Consider the following 18,419-nt stretch of genomic DNA (forward strand, 5'->3'; position numbering starts at 1 on the left):
TGTCCTTTCAACGGATGACGCCGAACGTGGTGAAGAACCACAGCGCCGAGGTGAGCCACAGCCCGATCAGGCCGGTGAAGACAGCCCCGCCGGCGACCGGGAGCAGCCAGGACGGCGCGCCTGCCCGGGTAAGTGCGAGCATCTTCACGACGAACGCGCCGTAGAAGAAACAGCCGAGCAGGGAGTGGATCAGTACGCGCGGTTCGCCGTACTGGAAGCCCAACGCATAAAGGCAATGCGCGACGACGGGGAGGGTGACCAGGACGGCAGCTCTCCCGGACCAGCGGTGCAAGGGTGCGAGCTGCGGACGGCCCCGGTAGAGCGCGACCGCGCTTGCCAGTTGGAGGAGGCCGAGTACGGCGGCGAGCGTGGTCAGCCAGCTCTTGACCGCTTGAAAACTGGAGAAGCCCGCGATGTCGATCGCCACGCCGGTGGGATCGTGCAATCGCCCGTACACGCCCAACGCGACAGCCGCTGCGGCCCCGGCGATCACCGGGACCGCCACGGCGCTGCGCCTCGCAACGGCCGTCGTACTCATTTGCCCCACCTCAGAACGTCTCGTCGCCGGCGATGGATTGAGCGGTGACGGCGGCGCCGTTCACAGTGGCGGAGCGGGTCGCGGGGTCGAGCGGTGGCGCGGCGGCGGGAGTGCCGTCGTTGTCGATGCCTACCTGCGAGCCGTCGGGAAGGACGATCCAGCCGATCGTCGACGTGCTGTTCTTGGCCCGGTAGAGGCCCGAGGGCGGTCCGGCCAGGGTCGCGGTGAACCGTAGTGAGCGACCGCGCAGGGTCAGTTCGCCTGACGCGGTTTTCGCGGTGGCGACTCCGGTCAGGCGCTCCCCTGTGCGCGAGCGCAGTACGAACTGACCGGCGGTGAAGGTGCCGGTCAGCCAGGCTTCCACGCGGCTGCCGTCGCAGATGTAGGCAACGGCCTTTGTGCCTTTGACAGCGACGGCGACCGTCGCCTCCCGACCGGCTGTCCGGCCGACGTACACCGCCGGGTCCTCTGCTGCCGGCGGCGCGGTCGTCTGCTCCGGCGCTGGGCTTGTTGGCGTCTGAGCTGGGGGCGCCGTGGTTGGAGGCGCTGTGGTTGGGGGCGCGCTCGTCGGGTTGGCCGACGCTGACTGCTCGGCGGCCGGCTCAGCGGCCGGAGCGCCGGTCTGTGTGCTGTTGACCACCAACAACCCAACCAGCCCGACGGCCGTCGCCACCAGCGTCACCAACGGACTTCGCTGCCCCATCGTCCCCACCCCGAGCCTCGGTCTCACCCCGAGACGAGGATCCCGCCCCCTCGTCACCCGGTCAACGGCTCAGCCGCGCACTCGGTTCAACCAACCTGCGTTAGCCAGGGGGTGTCAGAGCACCTTGAGGCCGTACATCTCCCCCAGCGGGTCGGAGATCAGTTCGATCCGGGCGCCATCGGGGTCGCGGAAGTAGATCGACGTACCGCTCTCCTCCTGGAACTCGACCCCGTGCTCGATCAGGCTCGCCTTCAGCCGATCCCACTGCCCGGGCTCCACCGAGATCGCCAGATGATGCAGTCCACCGAGCACCTCGGCGTACGGCCCGAGATCCAGCCCCGGGAAGTCGAAGAACGCCAGCAGGTTCCCGTTCCCGATGTCGAAGAAGAAGTGCGTCGACCCCTCGTAGTCCCGGTTCCCGACCATCTCGGTCAACGGGAATCCCAGCACCTCCTGGTAGAACCGCACCGTCCGCTCGACGTCCGCGCACAGTAACGCAGTGTGATGCAGCCCACGCGCCGACGACGTGGTCCCACCCTTCAAGTACGCCGTACGCAACCGCTCACGCTCCGCTTCAACGGCCGAGAGATCGATCTCCGTCATCTCCACCCACCCTTCCTCCAGCCCCATCAGACACCCCGGTCCGCCCGATGTGAATTCCACCCCTGGAGTTTGCTACTGTTCTCCGGTCGGTACCGCTGAGGCGGTCAGACCACTCGTCCGGGTGGCGGAATAGGCAGACGCGCTAGCTTGAGGTGCTAGTGCCCTTTACGGGGCGTGGGGGTTCAAGTCCCCCCTCGGACACGGTACTTATCCACACGGTCGGCCATCGGGTCGACTTCCACATCGACTATCTGCTCGGTGTGGTGATACGTCAGCGACAGCCGAAGCGACGAGTAGAGCTCACTCAGCTCCTCTGGTTCGGCAGAGTCCAAGGCCCGCGCGACGTCGCCGAGCTGATCGACGTACATCTCGAGTTCTTCACGGTTCAGACCCTTCGCACTCGGCGCTGTGGCGAGTGCCGTCTCGGCTGCGTGCTTCTCGGCAGCGGCCGAGTTGTACTGCGCCCGCAGCTCGACCGGATCCCAGCCGGCATCCAATGCCTTGCGCAACTTCTCCATAACGGTCTCGGCCGCGGCGACGCGATCTCGCAGGCGTTCGACCTGGTCGCGCAGCTGGTCGGCTGAGTCGTCAGCCTGCAGGAGTGCGGTGATCGTCTCGCTCCGATGGATCGAATCGAACAGCCTGCCGATCCACCGGTTGATCTGCGGAGTGATTGAGTCCTCGCGGAGGTAGATCTGTCGCGGATGAGCCAATGCGGTCGCTGATCCGGGTACCAGCGTGCGAGCGTTGCACCGGTAGTAGATCGTGTCCTCGCGGCGTGCAGCGCCCTCCATCGTCCGGACACAGATGCCACATCTGATCCGTCCTCGGTACACATAGACACGCTTCCTCGAGATCCGCTGCCGATCCACCGACGACCAGGAGGACTTGCCCCCGGACCTCCGCCGGCGCTGCTCGAGCTGCGCAGCGGTAAACGTCTCAACCGGCACTATCGCCGGATGAGCCGGCTGCCGAGACCGCACGATCTTCGCCTGCGGCGACCGCCGGAACTTCACGACGTAACCCGCGGCCACATCCTCGGGGTCCAGCAACTCCTCGACCTTCTGCCACCGGCCGTAGATCGCATACCCGGTGTACCGCGGATTCTCCAGGACAGCCGCGATGGTCGAGTGCTGCCAGCCGTCCATCTTCCGATGCCGATTCTGCCGAGGCGAATGTGCAGACGGACACGGCACGCCCTCACGGTTCAACTGCTCCGCGATCGCCTTCCGCCCCCAGCCCTGCAGATAGAGATCGAAGATCCGCCGCACAACAGCCGCCGCGAACTCATCGACCACTAGCACCCTCAACCTTTGCCCCTCTAGCGCCTTCCGCGGATGTGGATGCGGCCCGCCGTCGGCCACGACGTACCCGTACGGCGCACGCCCTCCCTGATAGCGCCCGTCGATCAGCACCTGCGCAGCCATCGCCGCCCGAACTCGCCGCTGCACATGCTGCCGCTCCGACTTCGACAACCCGCCAGTGATCGTCATCGCCATGTCGTGCACCGTGTTCTCCGGATCGAACCGACCCCCAAGACTCGGTATCCACAGGGACACGCCATACCGATCGAACTTCGGCCACGTCAGGCTGAACTGATTACTGAACCAGCAACGAGTCGCCTCACCCACAACCAATCCGCCCCAGCCACGGTCTGGATCCTTCAACGCACGAAGTACCTCGTTCGCCTGATCCCGCCGTTCCCAAGGCAACGACCGAGACTGCCCAATGTCGAAGTACTCCGCGACGATCTCACCTCCCATCGGCTCAACGAACCGCGCGGCCTCCCCCATCTGCCAGGCCTTCGACGTCGCCGGATCCTGGTTGTCCTCGGTCGAACACCGCCCATAGAACGCCAACCGACCGATCCCATCACCAACCGTCGGCTGCGCAGCAAGCGCCTCCATCCCCAAAAGCTCGTCCAACGTCGCCCACTCGTCGAGCCCGCTCTCGCTCAAAGTCCTCGCTCCTCCGATCGGCGTGAATCCCCGTCTCCGCTCATCTTCTGGGCTAGTCGTACAACAAGCCGAAGCAGCACACGACCGGCCTGTGGATAAACGATCGGGGGCACCTCAGGCACGCGCACGGCCGCTGACAGCTCACGTCCATCCTCCGACTCCGGCCTCATCCGCATGTCTGTTCAACGCATATGGCCAGCACACTGAGTAACAGTGCTCAACAGTTCGCACCGTCTGCGATTGCTTCTCTCAAACTCCAGCGGCCGCCGGCAGCAGACCGACTGGCAGGCGCAGCATGAGGTACGGCGATCCGAGGTCCCGCCCCATACTCGCTCTGGACAGCCAGAGGCTCGTTCGCGTTCGCCGCACCCGCACTGTGGGCGATCAACACCGGCATCACCCTCGTGATACCGGTCGTCCTCCTCGCCGTCGCCCTGCCCTTCGGTTCCTGTAACCGCCTTCAACTCGACCGCTAGATGATCACTCGCAGCCCCTCCAACCGTGGAACAGCCACCGACCCGCAGAACAGGTCAACGCTTCGTTTGCACCGAGCAATGATGCTTGCGTTCACCACGTTGCGCCCCACAACGCGCGCATTGCCAGCGCTATGCCAGACCGGCCATATTGTCGTTCACGACGTCGATCGTCTGCTGGTACTCGTTCTTCGGACTGAACTCGAGAACCTCGGTCTCCTCCTCGAAGACCGGAACATGCCCAGGCTCCAGGTAATAGACGTCTCCGGTTCGCAGCACGGCGTCGCCGTCCGCACGCTTGATCCGCACACGGCCCCGCAGGATGTAGCCCCAATGCGGTGACTGGCACATGTCGTCCGGCAGCCCCTTGAACAGCGGCGTCGCATCGACACCCTTGGGGAACGTCTCGTACGAGACGATCATCCCGCCCCACTCCACCAGGCGACTGCGAAATCCGTCCCCGTAGTCGTCGACGATCGGCAAGTCCTTCATCGGATGATGCACGTCGATCTCCTTGGTCTCCGCCTTTGTCGGTTCCGGCGCGGCCACCCGCATCCCGCGCAGGAACGCGCCGACGTGTCCCATCGCAGTCATCGCGGCCGGAGCCTGAGGACCGGGATGGTGCGGTTCGCCGCCCATCGGCCGTAGCGACTGAAGCCGGGAAACATCTCCTCGCCGCGCAGGTAGTCACGGTCGCGCTCCGCACCACGCAGCTCGTACGCGGTGACCTCGCGGCTCACGCCATCGACGACGATCGTGGCGTGTGGATCTGCCCGCAGGTTGTAGTACCAGGACGGATGCCGCGAACGCCCATAGTTGGAGGCGATCACAATCGTGTCCGGCCCGTCGGGCAACCCCAAAACCGGGGTCGTCCGGGGCAGACCCGTTTTCGCGCCCGTCGTGATCAGCATGGTGATCTTGACTCCAGCGAGCCAGGACGAAGCGGTCGTCCCGCCATGGCTGAGGCGATAGACGAGCTCGTCAAGAGGTTGCTGGATGACGCTGTAAACCACGGCCATCGGCCGGGTCGACGCTGACCGTCGTACCAACCGGTGGAGGGCCTTTGCCTGCCCATAAGGCTTCACGCGAGCCAAGCTAGCAAACGCAACTTGCCGTTGCAATAAGCTGGATTCGGTTAGGGTGACGAATGTGACGACCCGGCAGCGCGACCCCGCGGATCCGGACGTCCCGGCAACAACACCACAGCGTCGGCCGGGCGGGCGCAGCGCGAGAGTCCGGGCTGCCGCCATCGCCGCAACCTTGGCCGAATTGGCCGAGTCCGGCTACGCGGACCTCAGCCTCGAGGACGTCGCCCGCCGTGCGGGCGTCCACAAGACGACACTGTACCGACGCTGGGGCACCCGCGAGGATCTCGTTCTGGAGGCGATCCTCGATCAGGTCGCACGGCACGTCGCCGTCGCCGACACCGGCGCACTGCGCGACGACCTGCTGGAACTCGCCCGCACCGCTGCTCTCAACGCCACCGCCCCCGAGGTCGCGGCAATGGCGCGGACAGTGGCGGCGGAATCACCCCACAATCCCAGGCTCGCGGAGGCCAACCGGCAGTTCTGGGCCGAGCGTCTGGCCATCGACGGCGTCATCGTCGAACGCGCCATCGCCCGCGGCGAGATCGCCGCGGGCACCGACCCCCGATGGGTCATCGAGTCCGTCCTCGGCCCCATTCACCTCCGCCTGCTACTCACCGGCGAACCCGTGGACGACGCCTTCCTCACCCACATCGTCGACGTCATCATCCGGGGCATCACCACCCGCCGACCACCGAGCCCTCGCTGACCGCCGCCTCCTGGCAAGGAAGGCCGTCTGCCGGGACCAGTCAGCGGGTGTCGCTGCCGGAGGATGTCGGGGCCACAGCAGCGCGTCCGGCTTCGAGGCGGGCTATGGGGATGCGGTACGGCGAGCACGAGACGTAGTCCAGGCCCGCGTCGGCGAAGAACGCGATGGAGGCGGGATCGCCACCGTGTTCGCCGCAGATGCCGATGACCAGGTCCGGGTTGCCCTTGCGACCTTCGGCGACTGCGATCTCGACGAGCCGGCCGACGCCCTCGACATCGAGCGACTCGAACGGCGAGACCGCGAAGATCCCGGCGTCCAGGTAGCGCGGGAAGATCGACGCCTCCACGTCGTCGCGGCTGAACGCCCAGGTCAGTTGCGTGAGGTCGTTCGTACCGAACGAGAAGAAGTCCGCTGACTTGGCGATCCGCTCCGCACCCAGCGCTGCCCGCGGTACCTCGATCATCGCCCCGATCCGCGTCGGGACCATGCGACCGGTAGACGTTGCGACATCGGCAAGTACGGTCTCGATCTCGTCCCGCACTAACCGCATCTCGGCCTCGCCGGCGACCAGCGGCACCATGATCTCCGGGTGCACCTCCAGCCCCTCCGCGGTCACTGCGGCGGCCGCCTCGGCGATCGCCCGGGTCTGCATGGCGAACAGTCCCGGGATCACGATTCCCAGCCGCACACCGCGCAGGCCGAGCATCGGGTTGCTCTCATGCATCCTCTGCACCGCCTTGAGGAGACGCTCGGCCTCAGGTTCGGGTGCGTTGGTCGCACGTGCGACGGCCACCCGCACCGACAGATCGGCAAGGTCGGGCAGGAACTCGTGCAGCGGTGGATCGATCAGCCGCACGGTTACCGGCAGACCGGCCATCGCCCGGAAGATCCCGGCGAAGTCATCACGCTGCAACTGCAGCAGATCCTCGAGGGCGGCCTCCTGCTCCGCAGCACCGTCCGCGAGGACGAGCCGCTCGACCAGCTTGCGCCGCTCCCCCAGGAACAGGTGCTCGGTCCGGCACAGACCGATGCCTCCGGCACCGAACCGGCGAGCGCGATCGGCATCGGCCGGGGTGTCCGCATTCGCGTGTACGCCCAGCACCCGACGGGCATCGGCATGCCGCAGGAGCCGATCCACGGCGCGCACCAGATCGTCGGACTTCGAGAACTCCAGTCTCCCCTCGAAGTACTCGACGACAGGTGACGCGACGACCGGAACCTCTCCGCGGTAGACGACTCCGGCCAGACCGTCGAGGGACAGCATGTCCTCTTCCTCGATCACATCTCCGCCGGAGGTGACGGCCCGGCGTGCGACCGGATCGACGGTCAGGCTGTCGACGCCGCAGACGCACGTCTTTCCGAGCCCGCGAGCGACGACCGCCGCGTGTGACGTCTTGCCGCCTCTGGTGGTGAGGATTCCGACCGAGGCAAGCATGCCGGGCAGATCATCGGGGTTCGTCTCACGGCGGACAAGGATCACCTGTTGGCCTTCATCCCAGAGCCTGCGAGCCGCAGCAGAGTCGAACGCTGCGACACCCACCGCAGCCCCTGGGGAGGCAGCGACGCCGTGAGCCACCACTGGTACGTCGTGATCCTCGCTGAAGCGTGGAAACATCAGCTGGCCGAGCTGCGCGCCGTTCACCCGGAGCAGTGCCTCGTCGAGGGTGATGAGCCCTTCGTCGACGAGCTGGACGGCAATCCGGAACGCAGCTGCAGCGGTCCGCTTCCCGACCCGTGTCTGCAGGATCCACAGCCGTCCGCGCTCGATCGTGAACTCGATGTCGCACAGGTCGCGGTAGTGCCGCTCCAGCTTCGACATCGCGGTCCGCAGCTCGACGTCGCTCACCGGATCGATCGCCGCCAACTGCGCCAAGGGAACAGTGTTGCGGACACCCGCGACGACATCCTCACCCTGAGCGTTCTGCAGGTAATCGCCGTACACGCCGGTCGCGCCAGAGGCCGGGTCGCGAGTGAACGCGACGCCGGTCCCGCTGTCGGATCCGCGGTTGCCGAAGACCATGGCCATCACGTTGACCGCCGTACCGAGATCGTCGGCGATGTGCTCCTGCCGCCGGTACAGGCGCGCCCGCTCCGTCGACCACGAGCGGAAGACGGCTCGAACCGCCAAGTCGAGCTGCTCCAGCGGGTCCTGCGGGAACGGCCGGCCCGCGTGATCGGCGATCGCCTGCTTCAACGCCGTACAGGCACGCTCGATCGCCTCCGCCGGCAACTCCTCCGGCGTCCCGACTCCCCACTCGGCGTACTCCGTCGACACAGCTGCTTGCAGGAGCTCGTCAGGTACGTCGAGCACCGTCCGCGCGTACATCTGCAACAGCCGTCGGTACGAGTCCCACGCGAAGTGATCATCACCTGAGTGCTTCGCAAGCCCCTGCACGGAGGCATCGGTCAGCCCGATGTCCAGGATGGTCTCCATCATCCCGGGCATGGAGAACTTCGCGCCGGAACGGACCGACAGCAGCAACGGATCGGCCGGGTCACCCAGCCGACGGCCCATCGTCGCCTCCAGGCGACCGAGATGCTTGGCAATCTCCTCGGCCACGCCCGGCGGCAGATCACCGTTCTCCAGGAAGGCCCGGCAGGCCGTTGTCCCGATCGTGAAACCCGGCGGAACCGGCAGACCCAGGCGGGTCATCTCGGCGAGATTGGCGCCCTTGCCCCCGAGTAGGTCCTTCTGGTGCATACTTCCTTCGGCGAAGTCGAACACGTAGCGGGCAGTCGTCAGCGTTGCGGTCATGGATGTGCCACCTCCACCTCTCAGCCTCCAGCGACCGCCACGACGTCCACAGGGCCAAAGGTCCCGCCCGAACCAGACGCTCTGCCCCCTGCGACCTGACGGACGGTGCCCCCTGGTCTCCGTCAGGCGAGAATTCAGGCATGCGAATTCTGCTCCGGGTCAAACCTGGCGCCTCCCGGACTGCCGTCGGCGGCAGATATGACGGTGCGACCGGTCCTGCCTTGGTGGTCGCGGTAACGGCCCGTGCGGTCGACGGCCAGGCGACGAAGGCCGCGCTCGAAGCGGTCGCGGCGGCGTTCGGCACACGACGCTCTGCCGTGACACTGGTACGGGGTGCGACCAGCCGGGACAAACTGGTCGATGTCGAAGGAGAAGACAGCGACATTCGACCAAGGCTCGAAGAACTCCTGGTCAGGTGACGGTCATTTGGGCTACTGGCTCTTGAGGAATCTGGAGGGGTCGCCGGCGGCGCTCGCGGAGGACGCCAGCCATGCCTGCAGGCCCTCAGGGTCGCGCCGATCGAGCTCGTCGAGACAGCGCTGGCGCTCCAACACGATGTGGAGACGCTGCTTGTCGGTCCTCGCTTGCCGCAGTGCTTCGTAGCTTTCACGCCATTGGCGGCACAAGTCCGCAGTACTGCGTTGCGGCACGTCCAGACGCTCGCTCGCCGTACTGGCTCCAAGTCTCACCCCGTACCAGTGCACCGCAGGAGGCGAGGTGGCGGCCAAGAGTACGGCCAACCACAGCACGCTCAGACCGAGAACGACGGTGAGGCCGAGGACCAAGGTAGTACCTGCAGTTGCGGCAGCGGCGGCCGTGACGACCTGTCCTCTCGTCCAGCGGGCAGCGTCTCCGCCGCCGTACAGACCCAGGGCTGTCGCGGCAGCGACGACGATCGCGAGGAGTGCCACGCCCAGGATCTCCGCTGGCAGCAACACCGTGGCGGCAATGACGCCGATCGCAACAGACACGCTGCGGAATGCCCGCCAAACGGCTCGGTAAACCGCCAGTCGTGGACCAACCGCCCCTTTGCCCTCGAACGAGCAGCCTTCTGCGCCCATGGCCGAGCCCCCTGCCCCCGGGCCGAGCCCCTCCCCTTGCCGGACGACCGGCCCCGTCATGTTCCACCATCAGCAGAGACCCCTGCCCAAGGCCAGGGCCTGAAGACCTATTAGTTGAGGGCACGACGGCGGGACCATCGGCCCTAGTTGCAGGGAGTGACGGCCAAATACGGTGATCCTGATCCCGAGGGGGGCTCGGGGACACGAACGGGGGCCTATCCATGAATGCACGTATGTCTGCCGCGGTAGCTATGACCGCAACGTTGCTCGTCGGTTGCGGCGCCGTCGCCGACCCTGTCAGCGGCGAAGCAACGCCCACGACTCAGGCCACGACAGCGCCTACCGTTGCGCCGAGCAGCGAGCCGACGACCGAGGAACCGCCGGCCACCGAGGAACCGGCTGCTACCGAGGAGCCGAGCTCCGAGCCGGCAAAGGACACGACGGTGATCGGCAAGACCCTGACCTACGAGTCCGGCCTGGCCGTCCGCGTCGTGTCGGCGAAGGTCTTCAAAGCCGGCTCTTACGCCGTCGGATTGACGGCCGGTCACAAGGCCGTCAAGGTGACCTGGACGATCACCAATGGCACGTCGGCCAACGTCGACCTGGCCGGTGCCGAGGCACGGCTCACCTACGGCGACGACGGCGTTCAAGCAGAGAATGTCTACACCGACGGCGTCGGCGGGCAGTACCCATTCGAAGGCAGCCTGCAACCCGGCAAACGCAAGACTGCAACGACAGCGTTCTCGGTCCCGAAGTCAGGTCTCGCGAAGATCAGCATCGAGGTCGAGCCCGAGTTCATGAGCGAGACCGCCTTCTTCACCGGCAAAGCCACCTGAATCTCTCGCCGTGCGGTTCCGGGACTCCGGTGCTGCAACAGCTCAGTGGTCGCTTGATTCCGCGCGGTGATCCAACTCGCGCTGCAACCGTTGCCGGTAGATCTGGAATCGAATGTTGAGCACTCCTGGCCCGCCGCCGGGCGGCGGCCGTCGCTCAACCAGCGCATCCTCGATGGCCGACAGCGCATCGTTCAGCTCATCGGTCCGCCACGAGCCGAAGTGTGATGAACGAGCCAGACGATCCAGATACCTGGTAATCATCGTTGCGACCTCAGCCCGCCCCGCGGCCAGAGCTGCGATCATCCAGCTCACCCACACAACGGAGAAGAACGTCCGAACCCAGCATCAGGACCCCCAACCGCGATATCGCTGGGTGCCAGGGTCCAGGGCCACCTCGATGGTCATTTGAAGCTACCACTCGAAGACAGACGGCGACAGGCGGCGTACTGACAGACGGCCCTGCGAACTCGGGACCTTTGGCACGCCCCATCGCTACAGGCGGCGCGGCAGAGTCTGGATAAGAACCTGCCTACTTCGTCTGGCCAGGTTCTGGGCCGGCCCACGCCGGCGATGGGAGGCGGCCGCGATGACAACGCGCGATGACACTGGGCTGAGCGACGACCTCTCACTCCACGCCGACGTCGAGACGTACTACGAGAACGGAGCGTGGCACACGCGTCGCTGCGACTCCCCCGAGCCGTTCGCCTCCGGCCCAAGTCGGGTCCGGCTGATCGCCATCGGCGTCGAGGTCGCCCGATGGAACGGCCTCTGCCACATCATCCGAGGCCTCGACGGCGCCGTTGCCGAAGTCAACAGATACACCACCGGCCCATACCCAAGCCGCTCCCCGGTCGCCAGCACTCGCGTCGGCCCGTGACAGCTCGCCCGAACAGATGTCTCAGGTGCCGAACGACCCAACATCTCCAGGCTGTATGCCGCTTCTCCTCGCGCAGATCCCGGCGGACGCTGGAATCGGAGTCACCACAGTCTCAGGGAGGTTCTGATGCTGACCGATCAGCTCACGTCCGCTGCGCTCGGTGTGCTGCTCGACGCCGCTCAGGCTGCGCCGGCCCTGCATATCCCGCGGCCGTGGCGCATCGAGGCCAACGGCCACCTCATCGACATCTACCTCGACGACATCGCGCGGTCCACGCCCGATCCGGTCAGCAGGATTCAGCGCATCGCTACCGGCGCGGCCATCTTCAACCTGCGCTGCGCCGCCGCCTCAATCAGCTTCGACAGCTGGATCAGCATCTACCCGTACCCCAGCGATCCCACTCTCGCAGCCCGGCTCGTCGTCGAGCCGACCGGTGTGCCGGACCAGGAGCTGCAGCGCCTCTACACCGCGATCTTGTCGCGCGACCTCGTCCGCCCGGCGGCACCCCCGGACCAGCAGGTACGCCGCGCGCTCCGACAGGCTGCCGCCATCGAGGACGCCCACCTGAACTGGCTTCCCGTCGGAGCGCTGGCGGTCGTCGTCACGCAGGGCGGCGAGCCCTCGGACCAGATCCAGGCCGGCATCGCACTCGAACGCGTTGTTCTGACCGCGACCGCACACGACGTCCGCGCCGAGTGCCTCAACTACACCTTGCTCCGTTTCGGCGACCGGCCCGGAACGGCCAGCCGATGATCGTGCACCGCTCGAGAATTCAGTGCCCGAGGAGGAGATCGCCATGATCACCCAGCCCGCTCCGATCGTCGTCGGGTACGACGGTTCAGCCGGCAGCCAGAACGCCCTTCAATGGGCGACCGCCGAGGCGGTCCGTGTGATGGCGCCGTTGAGGCTCGTCGAGGCCTTCGAACTCGTCATCGCTACCCGTCCTTCGCCAGGGCACGTCGTACCACTCGAGACGGTACGTACCGTACGCAGGCAAGGGCTCGAGGCCGTGGCCGAGCGTGTCCGCCTGCACCACCCCGACCTCAAGGTCGAGACCAGCCTGGTCGGCGGCACGGCCGCGAAGGCTCTGATCGACGCCGCCGAAGGCGCTCGTCTCGTCGTCCTCGGCTCGCGCGGCCTCGGCGGCTGGAGCGGACTGCTCGTCGGATCCGTCGCGGTACAGGTCACCACGCACGCGCACTGCCCGGTGATCGTGCTTCCCCATGAGCCACGGCAGCACCCTCACCAAGGCCTGACGGTGGTCGTCGGCGTGGACGGCTCGAAGGCCTCGGCCGCGGCGATCGACTTCGCGTTCGATCAGGCCGACGCCCTGCACGCGCGGGTGATCGCGCTCCACGCGTGGACCTCGCCGTACCTGACCTACGCCGATAGCGCGTCGATGCTGGAGCTCGACGAGGACCAGTTCCGGAACGAGGCAGGTCTCCTGGTCGCCGAGTCAGTGGCCGGCGCGGCGGCGGACCACCCAGACGTGCAGTGGACGACCGAACTCGTCATGGGCGCCGCGGCACACGCCCTCGTACGGCGATCCGAGTCCGCCGACCTCATGGTCGTCGGCTCCCGCGGCCGTGGCGGATTCACCGGCCTACTCCTCGGCTCGGTAAGCCAATCAGCCCTGCACCACACCCACTCCCCCATCGCCATCGTCCACTGACCCGGTCCGCCTGCGGCGCACTAAGGATTTCCGATGACCACTCCACCTCTGCAGTTCGACCGTTCTCGGCTCGCGATCCTCTCGCCGGCCGAGTGCCTTCGCATGCTCCGGTCGGTTCCGCTCGGGCGGCTGGTTTACACGTACGGCGGGCTGCCTGCGGTCCGGCTGGTGAACTTCGTCCTGGACGACGACACGATCGTGCTCAGCACGGGCCAGGGCGACAAGTTCCGGGCGGCCGAACGTGGCGACATCGTCGCGTTCGAGGCCGACGAGGTGGACAGGGAACGTCATGTCGGCTGGACCGTCACAGCGATCGGGCACCTGTCCGTCGTCACAAACGACGAGGCCGACGAGTTGCGCCGTACGCTGCCACTCCACACATGGATGCCGATGGACGACCCGCGACTGGTCCGGCTCGGGATCGAGTCTGTTCAAGGCCGGCGTCTCGTGCCGTGGGGCCAGCGACCACGAGTTCAGTAACGTCGACGAGCCGAACGGCCTGGCAGGTCGGGACTCTTGCCCGCAGCGCCGAACTCCTCCCGGGACCAGGCTGAGAGTGAGACCAGTGGGAGGAGCAGTCATGAGCACGTTGCGCCAGGAGATCCACCGCTGGGGGGCCGACCTCGACAACCTCGCCGAAGCCAGCATGTCCGACAACTGGTTCCTCGAAGAGCGCCGGCTGGCCGAGGCTCAGCACACGCTCGTCGCGTTCCGTGGCCACATCCTTCCGTTGCTCGCCGCTCAGCGGCCGTACGACGTGATCGTCGTCGACGAGATCGAACATCTCCTCGACGGCCTCGAAGACCTCCGCAACGACCTGTTCCGGACCGTCCACCCGACGAGTTCCCACCGAGAGATCGCCGAGACGATCGCCGCGCTCCGCGCCCTCAGCCGGGTGGCGCTCCGCTTCGAGCAAACCCTCGAAAGCGCCTCATGAGCGTGCTCACCTTCCTCGGCGCGGCCGGAACGGTGACCGGCAGCAAGTTCCTGCTGGAGCACGACCAGCAGCGGATCCTGCTCGACTGCGGCCTGTTCCAAGGCGAAGCGCAGTGGCGCCGCCGCAACTGGGACTCGTTCCCGATCGACCCGGCGTCGCTGGATGCCGTTGTCCTCACCCACGCGCACCTCGACCACTGCGGCTACCTGCCGGGCCTGGTCAGGCAAGGGTTCCGCGGTCCAGTGATCTGCACTCCCGGTACGGCGGACGTCGCAGCGATCGTGCTCCGCGACGCCGCGCACCTCCAGATGGAGGACGCTCAGCACGCCCGCGCCGGTGGCTACTCCCGGCATGATCCCCCGCAACCGCTCTTCGACACCGAGGATGCGGAACAGGCCATCAGGCTGTTCCGCCCCGCCGACGGCCGCACCGAGGTCGGCGCGGCAACGGTGACTCTCCACCGCGCCGGCCACATCCTCGGCTCGGCCTTCGCCGAGCTCGAGATCGACGGCCGGCGCCTCCTGGTCAGCGGCGATCTCGGCAGGCAAGAGCACCCCTTGCTCCGCCCGCCCGAACCTCCGCCGGCCGTCGACACGATCCTGGTCGAGGCGACGTACGGCGATCGACACCACGAGCCTCTCGACCACGCCCAGCTCGGCCGCCTGATCAGCACGACCGCAGCGCGAGGTGGCGTCGTCCTGATGCCTGCCTTCGCGATCGACCGTACGGCGGTTCTGCTGCACGAGCTCGCCGGTCTGATGCGCCTCGACCTGATCCCGCGCCTGCCCGTCTACGTCAACAGCCCGATGGCCCTGGCCGCCCTGAACGTCTACCGCGCGGCGGTCACGAACAAGTCACCCGAGCTCCGTCCCGAGATCCTCGGCGGTCCCGACCCGTTCGACCCCGGCACCCTGCGGCTGGTCCACTCCGTCGAGGAATCGATGCGAATCAGCGACCCCGGCCGCCCGTCGATCGTCATCTCGGCGTCCGGTATGGCGACCGGCGGAAGGGTCCTGTACCACCTGGCGCGGCTGCTGCCGGGCAAGCGGAACACCGTGATCCTCCCCGGCTTCCAGGTCCCCGGCACACGTGGCCGGGCGCTGCTGGACGGCGCCCGCTCGGTCAAGATCCACGGCCGCTACATACCGGTCCGCGCACAGGTCGTCGGGCTGCCCGAATTCTCCGCCCACGCCGACTCCGACGAACTCATCAGCTGGCTGTCAGCGGCGCCGAGCGCGCCGGAAACCGTGTACGTCGTCCACGGCGAGGACCACGCCCGCGCCGAACTGGCCCGCCGGATCCAGGACGAGCTCGACTGGACCGCAGCCACGCCGAGCCACCTCGAGCGGGTCAGGATCTGATCAGGAATCCTCGCCACGCAGGTGGCGGCCGTACCAGTCGGGCTCGGGCGCTGTCGGCGTCAGGCGGATCCGAACGTCGACCGCGAAGGCCCCGGACGGAGCGGCTACCAGCGGGTTGATGTCGAGTTCGGCGAGCTCGGGAACCACGTTCGCCAGCCAGGCGATCCGGTGGATGACACTCAGCACGGCGTCCTGGTCAGCTGCCTGAGCTCCGCGGTACCCCGCGAGGACCGGGGCGCAGCGCAGCGAGTGCAGCATGTCGAGCGCATCCAGGTCGGTCAGCGGCAACCCGCGCCACTGACGATCAGCGAGTACGTCGGTCAGCACGCCACCGCTGCCGGCCATCACCAACGGTCCGAACAGCCGGTCCCGCACCACACCGATCGCCAACTCGGTCCCCTGCGGCGCCATCGCTTGAACCAGCACGTGCGGATCACCGGTAGCCGACGTGATCTCTTCGTAGGCCTTGCCGAGCTCGACCGCGTTCGTCAGCCCGACGCGCACGCCACCGACGTCGGTCTTGTGCAGTACGCCGGGTGCGGCCGTCTTCAACACGACCGGATACCCGGCCGCCGCGATCGCCTCCGCGCGAGATACTGCTGGAACGACCGGAAGCACAGAGACTCCAGCGCGCCGCAGCAATTGACTCGCCTGCCGCGGATCCAGCCATCCGCCCTCGGGCGAGTCCCGGAAGAACCGTTGGACGACCCCACGAGCGTCTGCCCTGTCCACCTGAGCCAGCTCCGGTACGACACCCTGCGGCCGCGCACGCCACTCGGCGTACCGCACCGCATGAGCCAAGGCCCGGACCGCACTCTCCGGGAACGGAAACACCGGCAGCCGCCGCCCGTCTGGCAACGCGATCTCCGGAGCAGCATGCCCCGACCCGACACAGTTCACGACGATCGGAAGCTCGGCCCCATCACCAGCTACGGCTATCGAAGCGTAGATCTCGTCGACGTTGCCGGCCCGCGTCACGGCGTAGTTCACCACCATGCTGTCGACCTCCCCGCTTGCCAGCAGCACCCGCAAGGCCTGCTGCAGGCTGGACGGTGAGGCGGCAGCACCGAGGTCGACCGGGTTCGCCGTACCCACCGACCCGACAGCGGCAAGCTGTGCCTGGACAGCAGCACTCAGCTCCGGCAGTTCGAGACCGAGACGCGCCGCAGCATCGGCGGCCAGAATCCCCGCGCCGCCCGCGTTGCCCACGACCGCGACTCGGCGGCCACGCGGCAGTGGCGGCACGGCGAGAACCCGGGCTGTCTCCACAAGCTCCTCTATGGTGTCCATCCGAAGTACGCCGGACTGCGCGAACAGCGCGTCGACAGCGGTCTCCGGCGTCGCGGCGGCCGCGGTGTGCGAGGCACCGGCCCGGCGGCCACCGATCGAGCGCCCGCCTTTGACGACCAGGATCGGCTTCGTCCGGCCGATCATCCGGGCCAGACCGCCGAACTTGCGCGGGTTCCCGAACGACTCCAGGTACAGCCCGATCACTGCGGTCCGCGGATCGCTCCACCAGTGCAGCAGTACGTCGTTGCCGCTGACATCGACCTTGTTGCCGAGGGAAACGAACTCCGAGATCCCCAGACCGGTCCGGCCCGCATGCTCCAGCACCGCGATACCGACTGCGCCGGACTGTGCCGCAATGGCAAGACTTCCGGACGTCGGGGCGACCTCCGCGAAGGTCGCGTTCAGGCGCACGTCCGGTGCCGTGTTCACCAGGCCGAGGCAGTTCGGCCCGATCAACCGGATGCTGTGCCGACGGGCGATCTCCAGCAGCTCACGTTGCAGTTCGCGGCCGGCGGTCCCGAGCTCGGAGAACCCCGACGTCAGCACGACCGCGCCACCGACGCCGCATTTCCCGCACTCCCTGAGCACGTCCAGCACCTGCTCCGCCGGGACGGCGATGACCGCGAGATCGACCGCGGAGGGCACAGCCGAGATCGACGGGTACGCCGGCACGTCCGCAACCTCGGCCGCGTGCGGATTCACGGCGTACACAGAACCGGTGAAGCCGCCTCCGACGATGTTGTGCAAGAGCTCATGGCCGATGCCACCAGGCTTCCGGCCGGCGCCGATCACCGCGACCGTCCGCGGCGAGAACAGTCGCAGCAACGAGCGATTCTCGGCCGCCCGCTCACGCTCGGCCATCTTCTCGAGCGTCAGTGGGTGGTACGCGGTGTCGAGCACCAGTTCGACCACGCCGCTGTCGAGCTTGCGGACTTGCTCGAATCCCGAATCCACGAGCACCCGCAGCATCTTGGCGTTCTCGCCCAGCGTGTCGGCCCGCAACCGCTCGATACCGTTCTCCCGGGCAGTAGCAGCCAGTTGCTCGAGCAGCAACGTCCCGAGCCCTCGGCCGTGGACCGAGTCCTGCAGCAGGAAGGCCATCTCGGCCTCGCCCGCCCGCAGGATCTCGTAGCTCGCGATCCCGACGACGTCGTCGCCGTACTCCGCGACCAGCGCGACGTGACCGTCCTGATCAGCGGCCAGGTGGTGCGTGTACTCGTCGGCCATGTTCCGGCTGACGCCGAAGAAGCGCAGGTAGATCGACTCGTCGGACACGCGTCGGTTCATGGCCTCCAGCGCCGCCTCGTCGTCCTCACGCACCGGGCGGATCCGAACCACGGACCCGTCCGCCGCCAGCACGTCCCACCCTGCTCGTGGCCGGGCACCCGGTTGCTCGATCGCGGTCATGACTGCTCCTTCCGACACCCCACCAGCCCACCGCACCGCGCCTCTCCCCAGCCAGTGCCGTTGGGGCCCGGGGCGTCGGGACCTTTGCCCCTAGGACGTCACCAGCGACAACCGCGAAGCTGAGGACGATGGACCGACCTGGCGCGGTCACGGC

General features: G+C 67.3%; 19 protein-coding genes and 1 tRNA gene. 10 read left to right on the top strand and 10 right to left on the bottom strand.

What is annotated here, in order from left to right; translation table 11 throughout:
* Positions 1 to 7: 7 nt before the first annotated feature.
* The 3 genes from OHB24_RS34685 to OHB24_RS34695 form a co-directional block, all read right to left on the bottom strand.
* The gene (locus OHB24_RS34685; protein ID WP_327635118.1) at positions 8 to 538 is read right to left on the bottom strand and encodes a DUF6529 family protein; all 531 of its coding nucleotides are present in this window, start codon (positions 536 to 538) and stop codon (positions 8 to 10) included.
* A gap of 10 nt (positions 539 to 548) precedes the next feature.
* Positions 549 to 1,241, bottom strand: a complete 693-nt coding sequence (locus OHB24_RS34690; protein ID WP_327635119.1) for a hypothetical protein — start codon at positions 1,239 to 1,241, stop codon at positions 549 to 551.
* A gap of 114 nt (positions 1,242 to 1,355) precedes the next feature.
* On the bottom strand, positions 1,356 to 1,844 hold the full coding sequence (locus OHB24_RS34695; protein ID WP_327635120.1) for a VOC family protein: 489 nt from the start codon (positions 1,842 to 1,844) through the stop codon (positions 1,356 to 1,358).
* A gap of 115 nt (positions 1,845 to 1,959) precedes the next feature.
* Here OHB24_RS34695 and OHB24_RS34700 point away from each other — a divergent pair.
* Positions 1,960 to 2,045 (top strand) — tRNA-Leu (locus OHB24_RS34700).
* Here OHB24_RS34700 and OHB24_RS34705 read toward each other — a convergent pair.
* The 3 genes from OHB24_RS34705 to OHB24_RS34715 all read right to left on the bottom strand — a co-directional run bounded on the left by OHB24_RS34705 (position 2,027) and on the right by OHB24_RS34715 (position 5,360).
* A complete protein-coding gene (locus OHB24_RS34705; RefSeq protein WP_327635121.1) occupies positions 2,027 to 3,802 on the bottom strand; it encodes a recombinase family protein in 1,776 nt (591 codons plus the stop codon). The genes OHB24_RS34700 and OHB24_RS34705 overlap by 19 nt on opposite strands.
* A gap of 605 nt (positions 3,803 to 4,407) precedes the next feature.
* Positions 4,408 to 4,869 (bottom strand): hypothetical protein, encoded by a 462-nt coding sequence (locus OHB24_RS34710; protein WP_327635122.1) that lies wholly within the window; start codon positions 4,867 to 4,869, stop codon positions 4,408 to 4,410.
* Positions 4,866 to 5,360: a nitroreductase family deazaflavin-dependent oxidoreductase gene (locus OHB24_RS34715; protein WP_327635123.1), complete on the bottom strand. Its 495-nt coding sequence runs from the start codon at positions 5,358 to 5,360 to the stop codon at positions 4,866 to 4,868. Before OHB24_RS34715 ends, OHB24_RS34710 begins: the two co-directional genes overlap by 4 nt.
* A 64-nt stretch (positions 5,361 to 5,424) precedes the next feature.
* Here OHB24_RS34715 and OHB24_RS34720 point away from each other — a divergent pair, with 64 nt between their 5' ends.
* Positions 5,425 to 6,069, top strand: a complete 645-nt coding sequence (locus tag OHB24_RS34720) for a TetR/AcrR family transcriptional regulator (RefSeq protein ID WP_327635124.1) — start codon at positions 5,425 to 5,427, stop codon at positions 6,067 to 6,069.
* A 40-nt stretch (positions 6,070 to 6,109) separates the two neighbouring features.
* Here OHB24_RS34720 and ppdK read toward each other — a convergent pair whose 3' ends face one another.
* Complete coding sequence (gene ppdK, locus OHB24_RS34725) at positions 6,110 to 8,824, bottom strand: pyruvate, phosphate dikinase (RefSeq protein ID WP_327635125.1); 2,715 nt, start codon at positions 8,822 to 8,824, stop codon at positions 6,110 to 6,112.
* Between the two features lie 140 nt (positions 8,825 to 8,964).
* Here ppdK and OHB24_RS34730 point away from each other — a divergent pair, with 140 nt between their 5' ends.
* Positions 8,965 to 9,243 carry a DUF167 domain-containing protein gene (locus OHB24_RS34730; protein ID WP_327635126.1) on the top strand — a complete coding sequence of 93 codons (279 nt, stop codon included), beginning with the start codon at positions 8,965 to 8,967 and terminating at the stop codon, positions 9,241 to 9,243.
* Positions 9,244 to 9,255: 12 nt separating this feature from the next.
* Here the strand turns inward: OHB24_RS34730 and OHB24_RS34735 are convergent, their stop codons facing one another.
* Entirely contained in the window at positions 9,256 to 9,795 is a 540-nt protein-coding gene (locus OHB24_RS34735) for a hypothetical protein (protein ID WP_327635127.1), read from the bottom strand.
* 341 nt (positions 9,796 to 10,136) lie between these two features.
* Here OHB24_RS34735 and OHB24_RS34740 point away from each other — a divergent pair, with 341 nt between their 5' ends.
* Entirely contained in the window at positions 10,137 to 10,721 is a 585-nt protein-coding gene (locus tag OHB24_RS34740; RefSeq protein WP_327635128.1) for a hypothetical protein, read from the top strand.
* A 42-nt stretch (positions 10,722 to 10,763) separates the two neighbouring features.
* Here OHB24_RS34740 and OHB24_RS34745 read toward each other — a convergent pair whose 3' ends face one another.
* Positions 10,764 to 11,024, bottom strand: coding sequence for a hypothetical protein (locus OHB24_RS34745; RefSeq protein ID WP_327635129.1), 261 nt, complete (start codon positions 11,022 to 11,024; stop codon positions 10,764 to 10,766).
* A gap of 283 nt (positions 11,025 to 11,307) precedes the next feature.
* On the opposite strand from OHB24_RS34745, the gene OHB24_RS34750 reads away from it, so the two are divergent.
* The 6 genes from OHB24_RS34750 to OHB24_RS34775 all read left to right on the top strand — a co-directional run bounded on the left by OHB24_RS34750 (position 11,308) and on the right by OHB24_RS34775 (position 15,568).
* Positions 11,308 to 11,598 carry a hypothetical protein gene (locus OHB24_RS34750; RefSeq protein WP_327635130.1) on the top strand — a complete coding sequence of 97 codons (291 nt, stop codon included), beginning with the start codon at positions 11,308 to 11,310 and terminating at the stop codon, positions 11,596 to 11,598.
* 126 nt (positions 11,599 to 11,724) lie between these two features.
* Positions 11,725 to 12,351: a hypothetical protein gene (locus tag OHB24_RS34755; protein ID WP_327635131.1), complete on the top strand. Its 627-nt coding sequence runs from the start codon at positions 11,725 to 11,727 to the stop codon at positions 12,349 to 12,351.
* A gap of 43 nt (positions 12,352 to 12,394) precedes the next feature.
* Positions 12,395 to 13,270, top strand: coding sequence for a universal stress protein (locus OHB24_RS34760; RefSeq protein ID WP_327635132.1), 876 nt, complete (start codon positions 12,395 to 12,397; stop codon positions 13,268 to 13,270).
* A 33-nt stretch (positions 13,271 to 13,303) separates the two neighbouring features.
* Positions 13,304 to 13,750 carry a pyridoxamine 5'-phosphate oxidase family protein gene (locus OHB24_RS34765; protein WP_327635133.1) on the top strand — a complete coding sequence of 149 codons (447 nt, stop codon included), beginning with the start codon at positions 13,304 to 13,306 and terminating at the stop codon, positions 13,748 to 13,750.
* Between the two features lie 100 nt (positions 13,751 to 13,850).
* Positions 13,851 to 14,207, top strand: coding sequence for a hypothetical protein (locus tag OHB24_RS34770; protein ID WP_327635134.1), 357 nt, complete (start codon positions 13,851 to 13,853; stop codon positions 14,205 to 14,207).
* Complete coding sequence (locus tag OHB24_RS34775) at positions 14,204 to 15,568, top strand: MBL fold metallo-hydrolase (protein ID WP_327635135.1); 1,365 nt, start codon at positions 14,204 to 14,206, stop codon at positions 15,566 to 15,568. The genes OHB24_RS34770 and OHB24_RS34775 overlap by 4 nt, the downstream gene beginning before the upstream one ends.
* Here OHB24_RS34775 and OHB24_RS34780 read toward each other — a convergent pair whose 3' ends face one another.
* Complete coding sequence (locus OHB24_RS34780; protein ID WP_327635137.1) at positions 15,569 to 18,265, bottom strand: bifunctional acetate--CoA ligase family protein/GNAT family N-acetyltransferase; 2,697 nt, start codon at positions 18,263 to 18,265, stop codon at positions 15,569 to 15,571.
* Between the last annotated feature and the right edge of the window lie 154 nt (positions 18,266 to 18,419).

Origin of the sequence: Kribbella sp. NBC_00482, assembly GCF_036013725.1 — a bacterium.
Taxonomy (GTDB): Bacteria; Actinomycetota; Actinomycetes; order Propionibacteriales; family Kribbellaceae; genus Kribbella.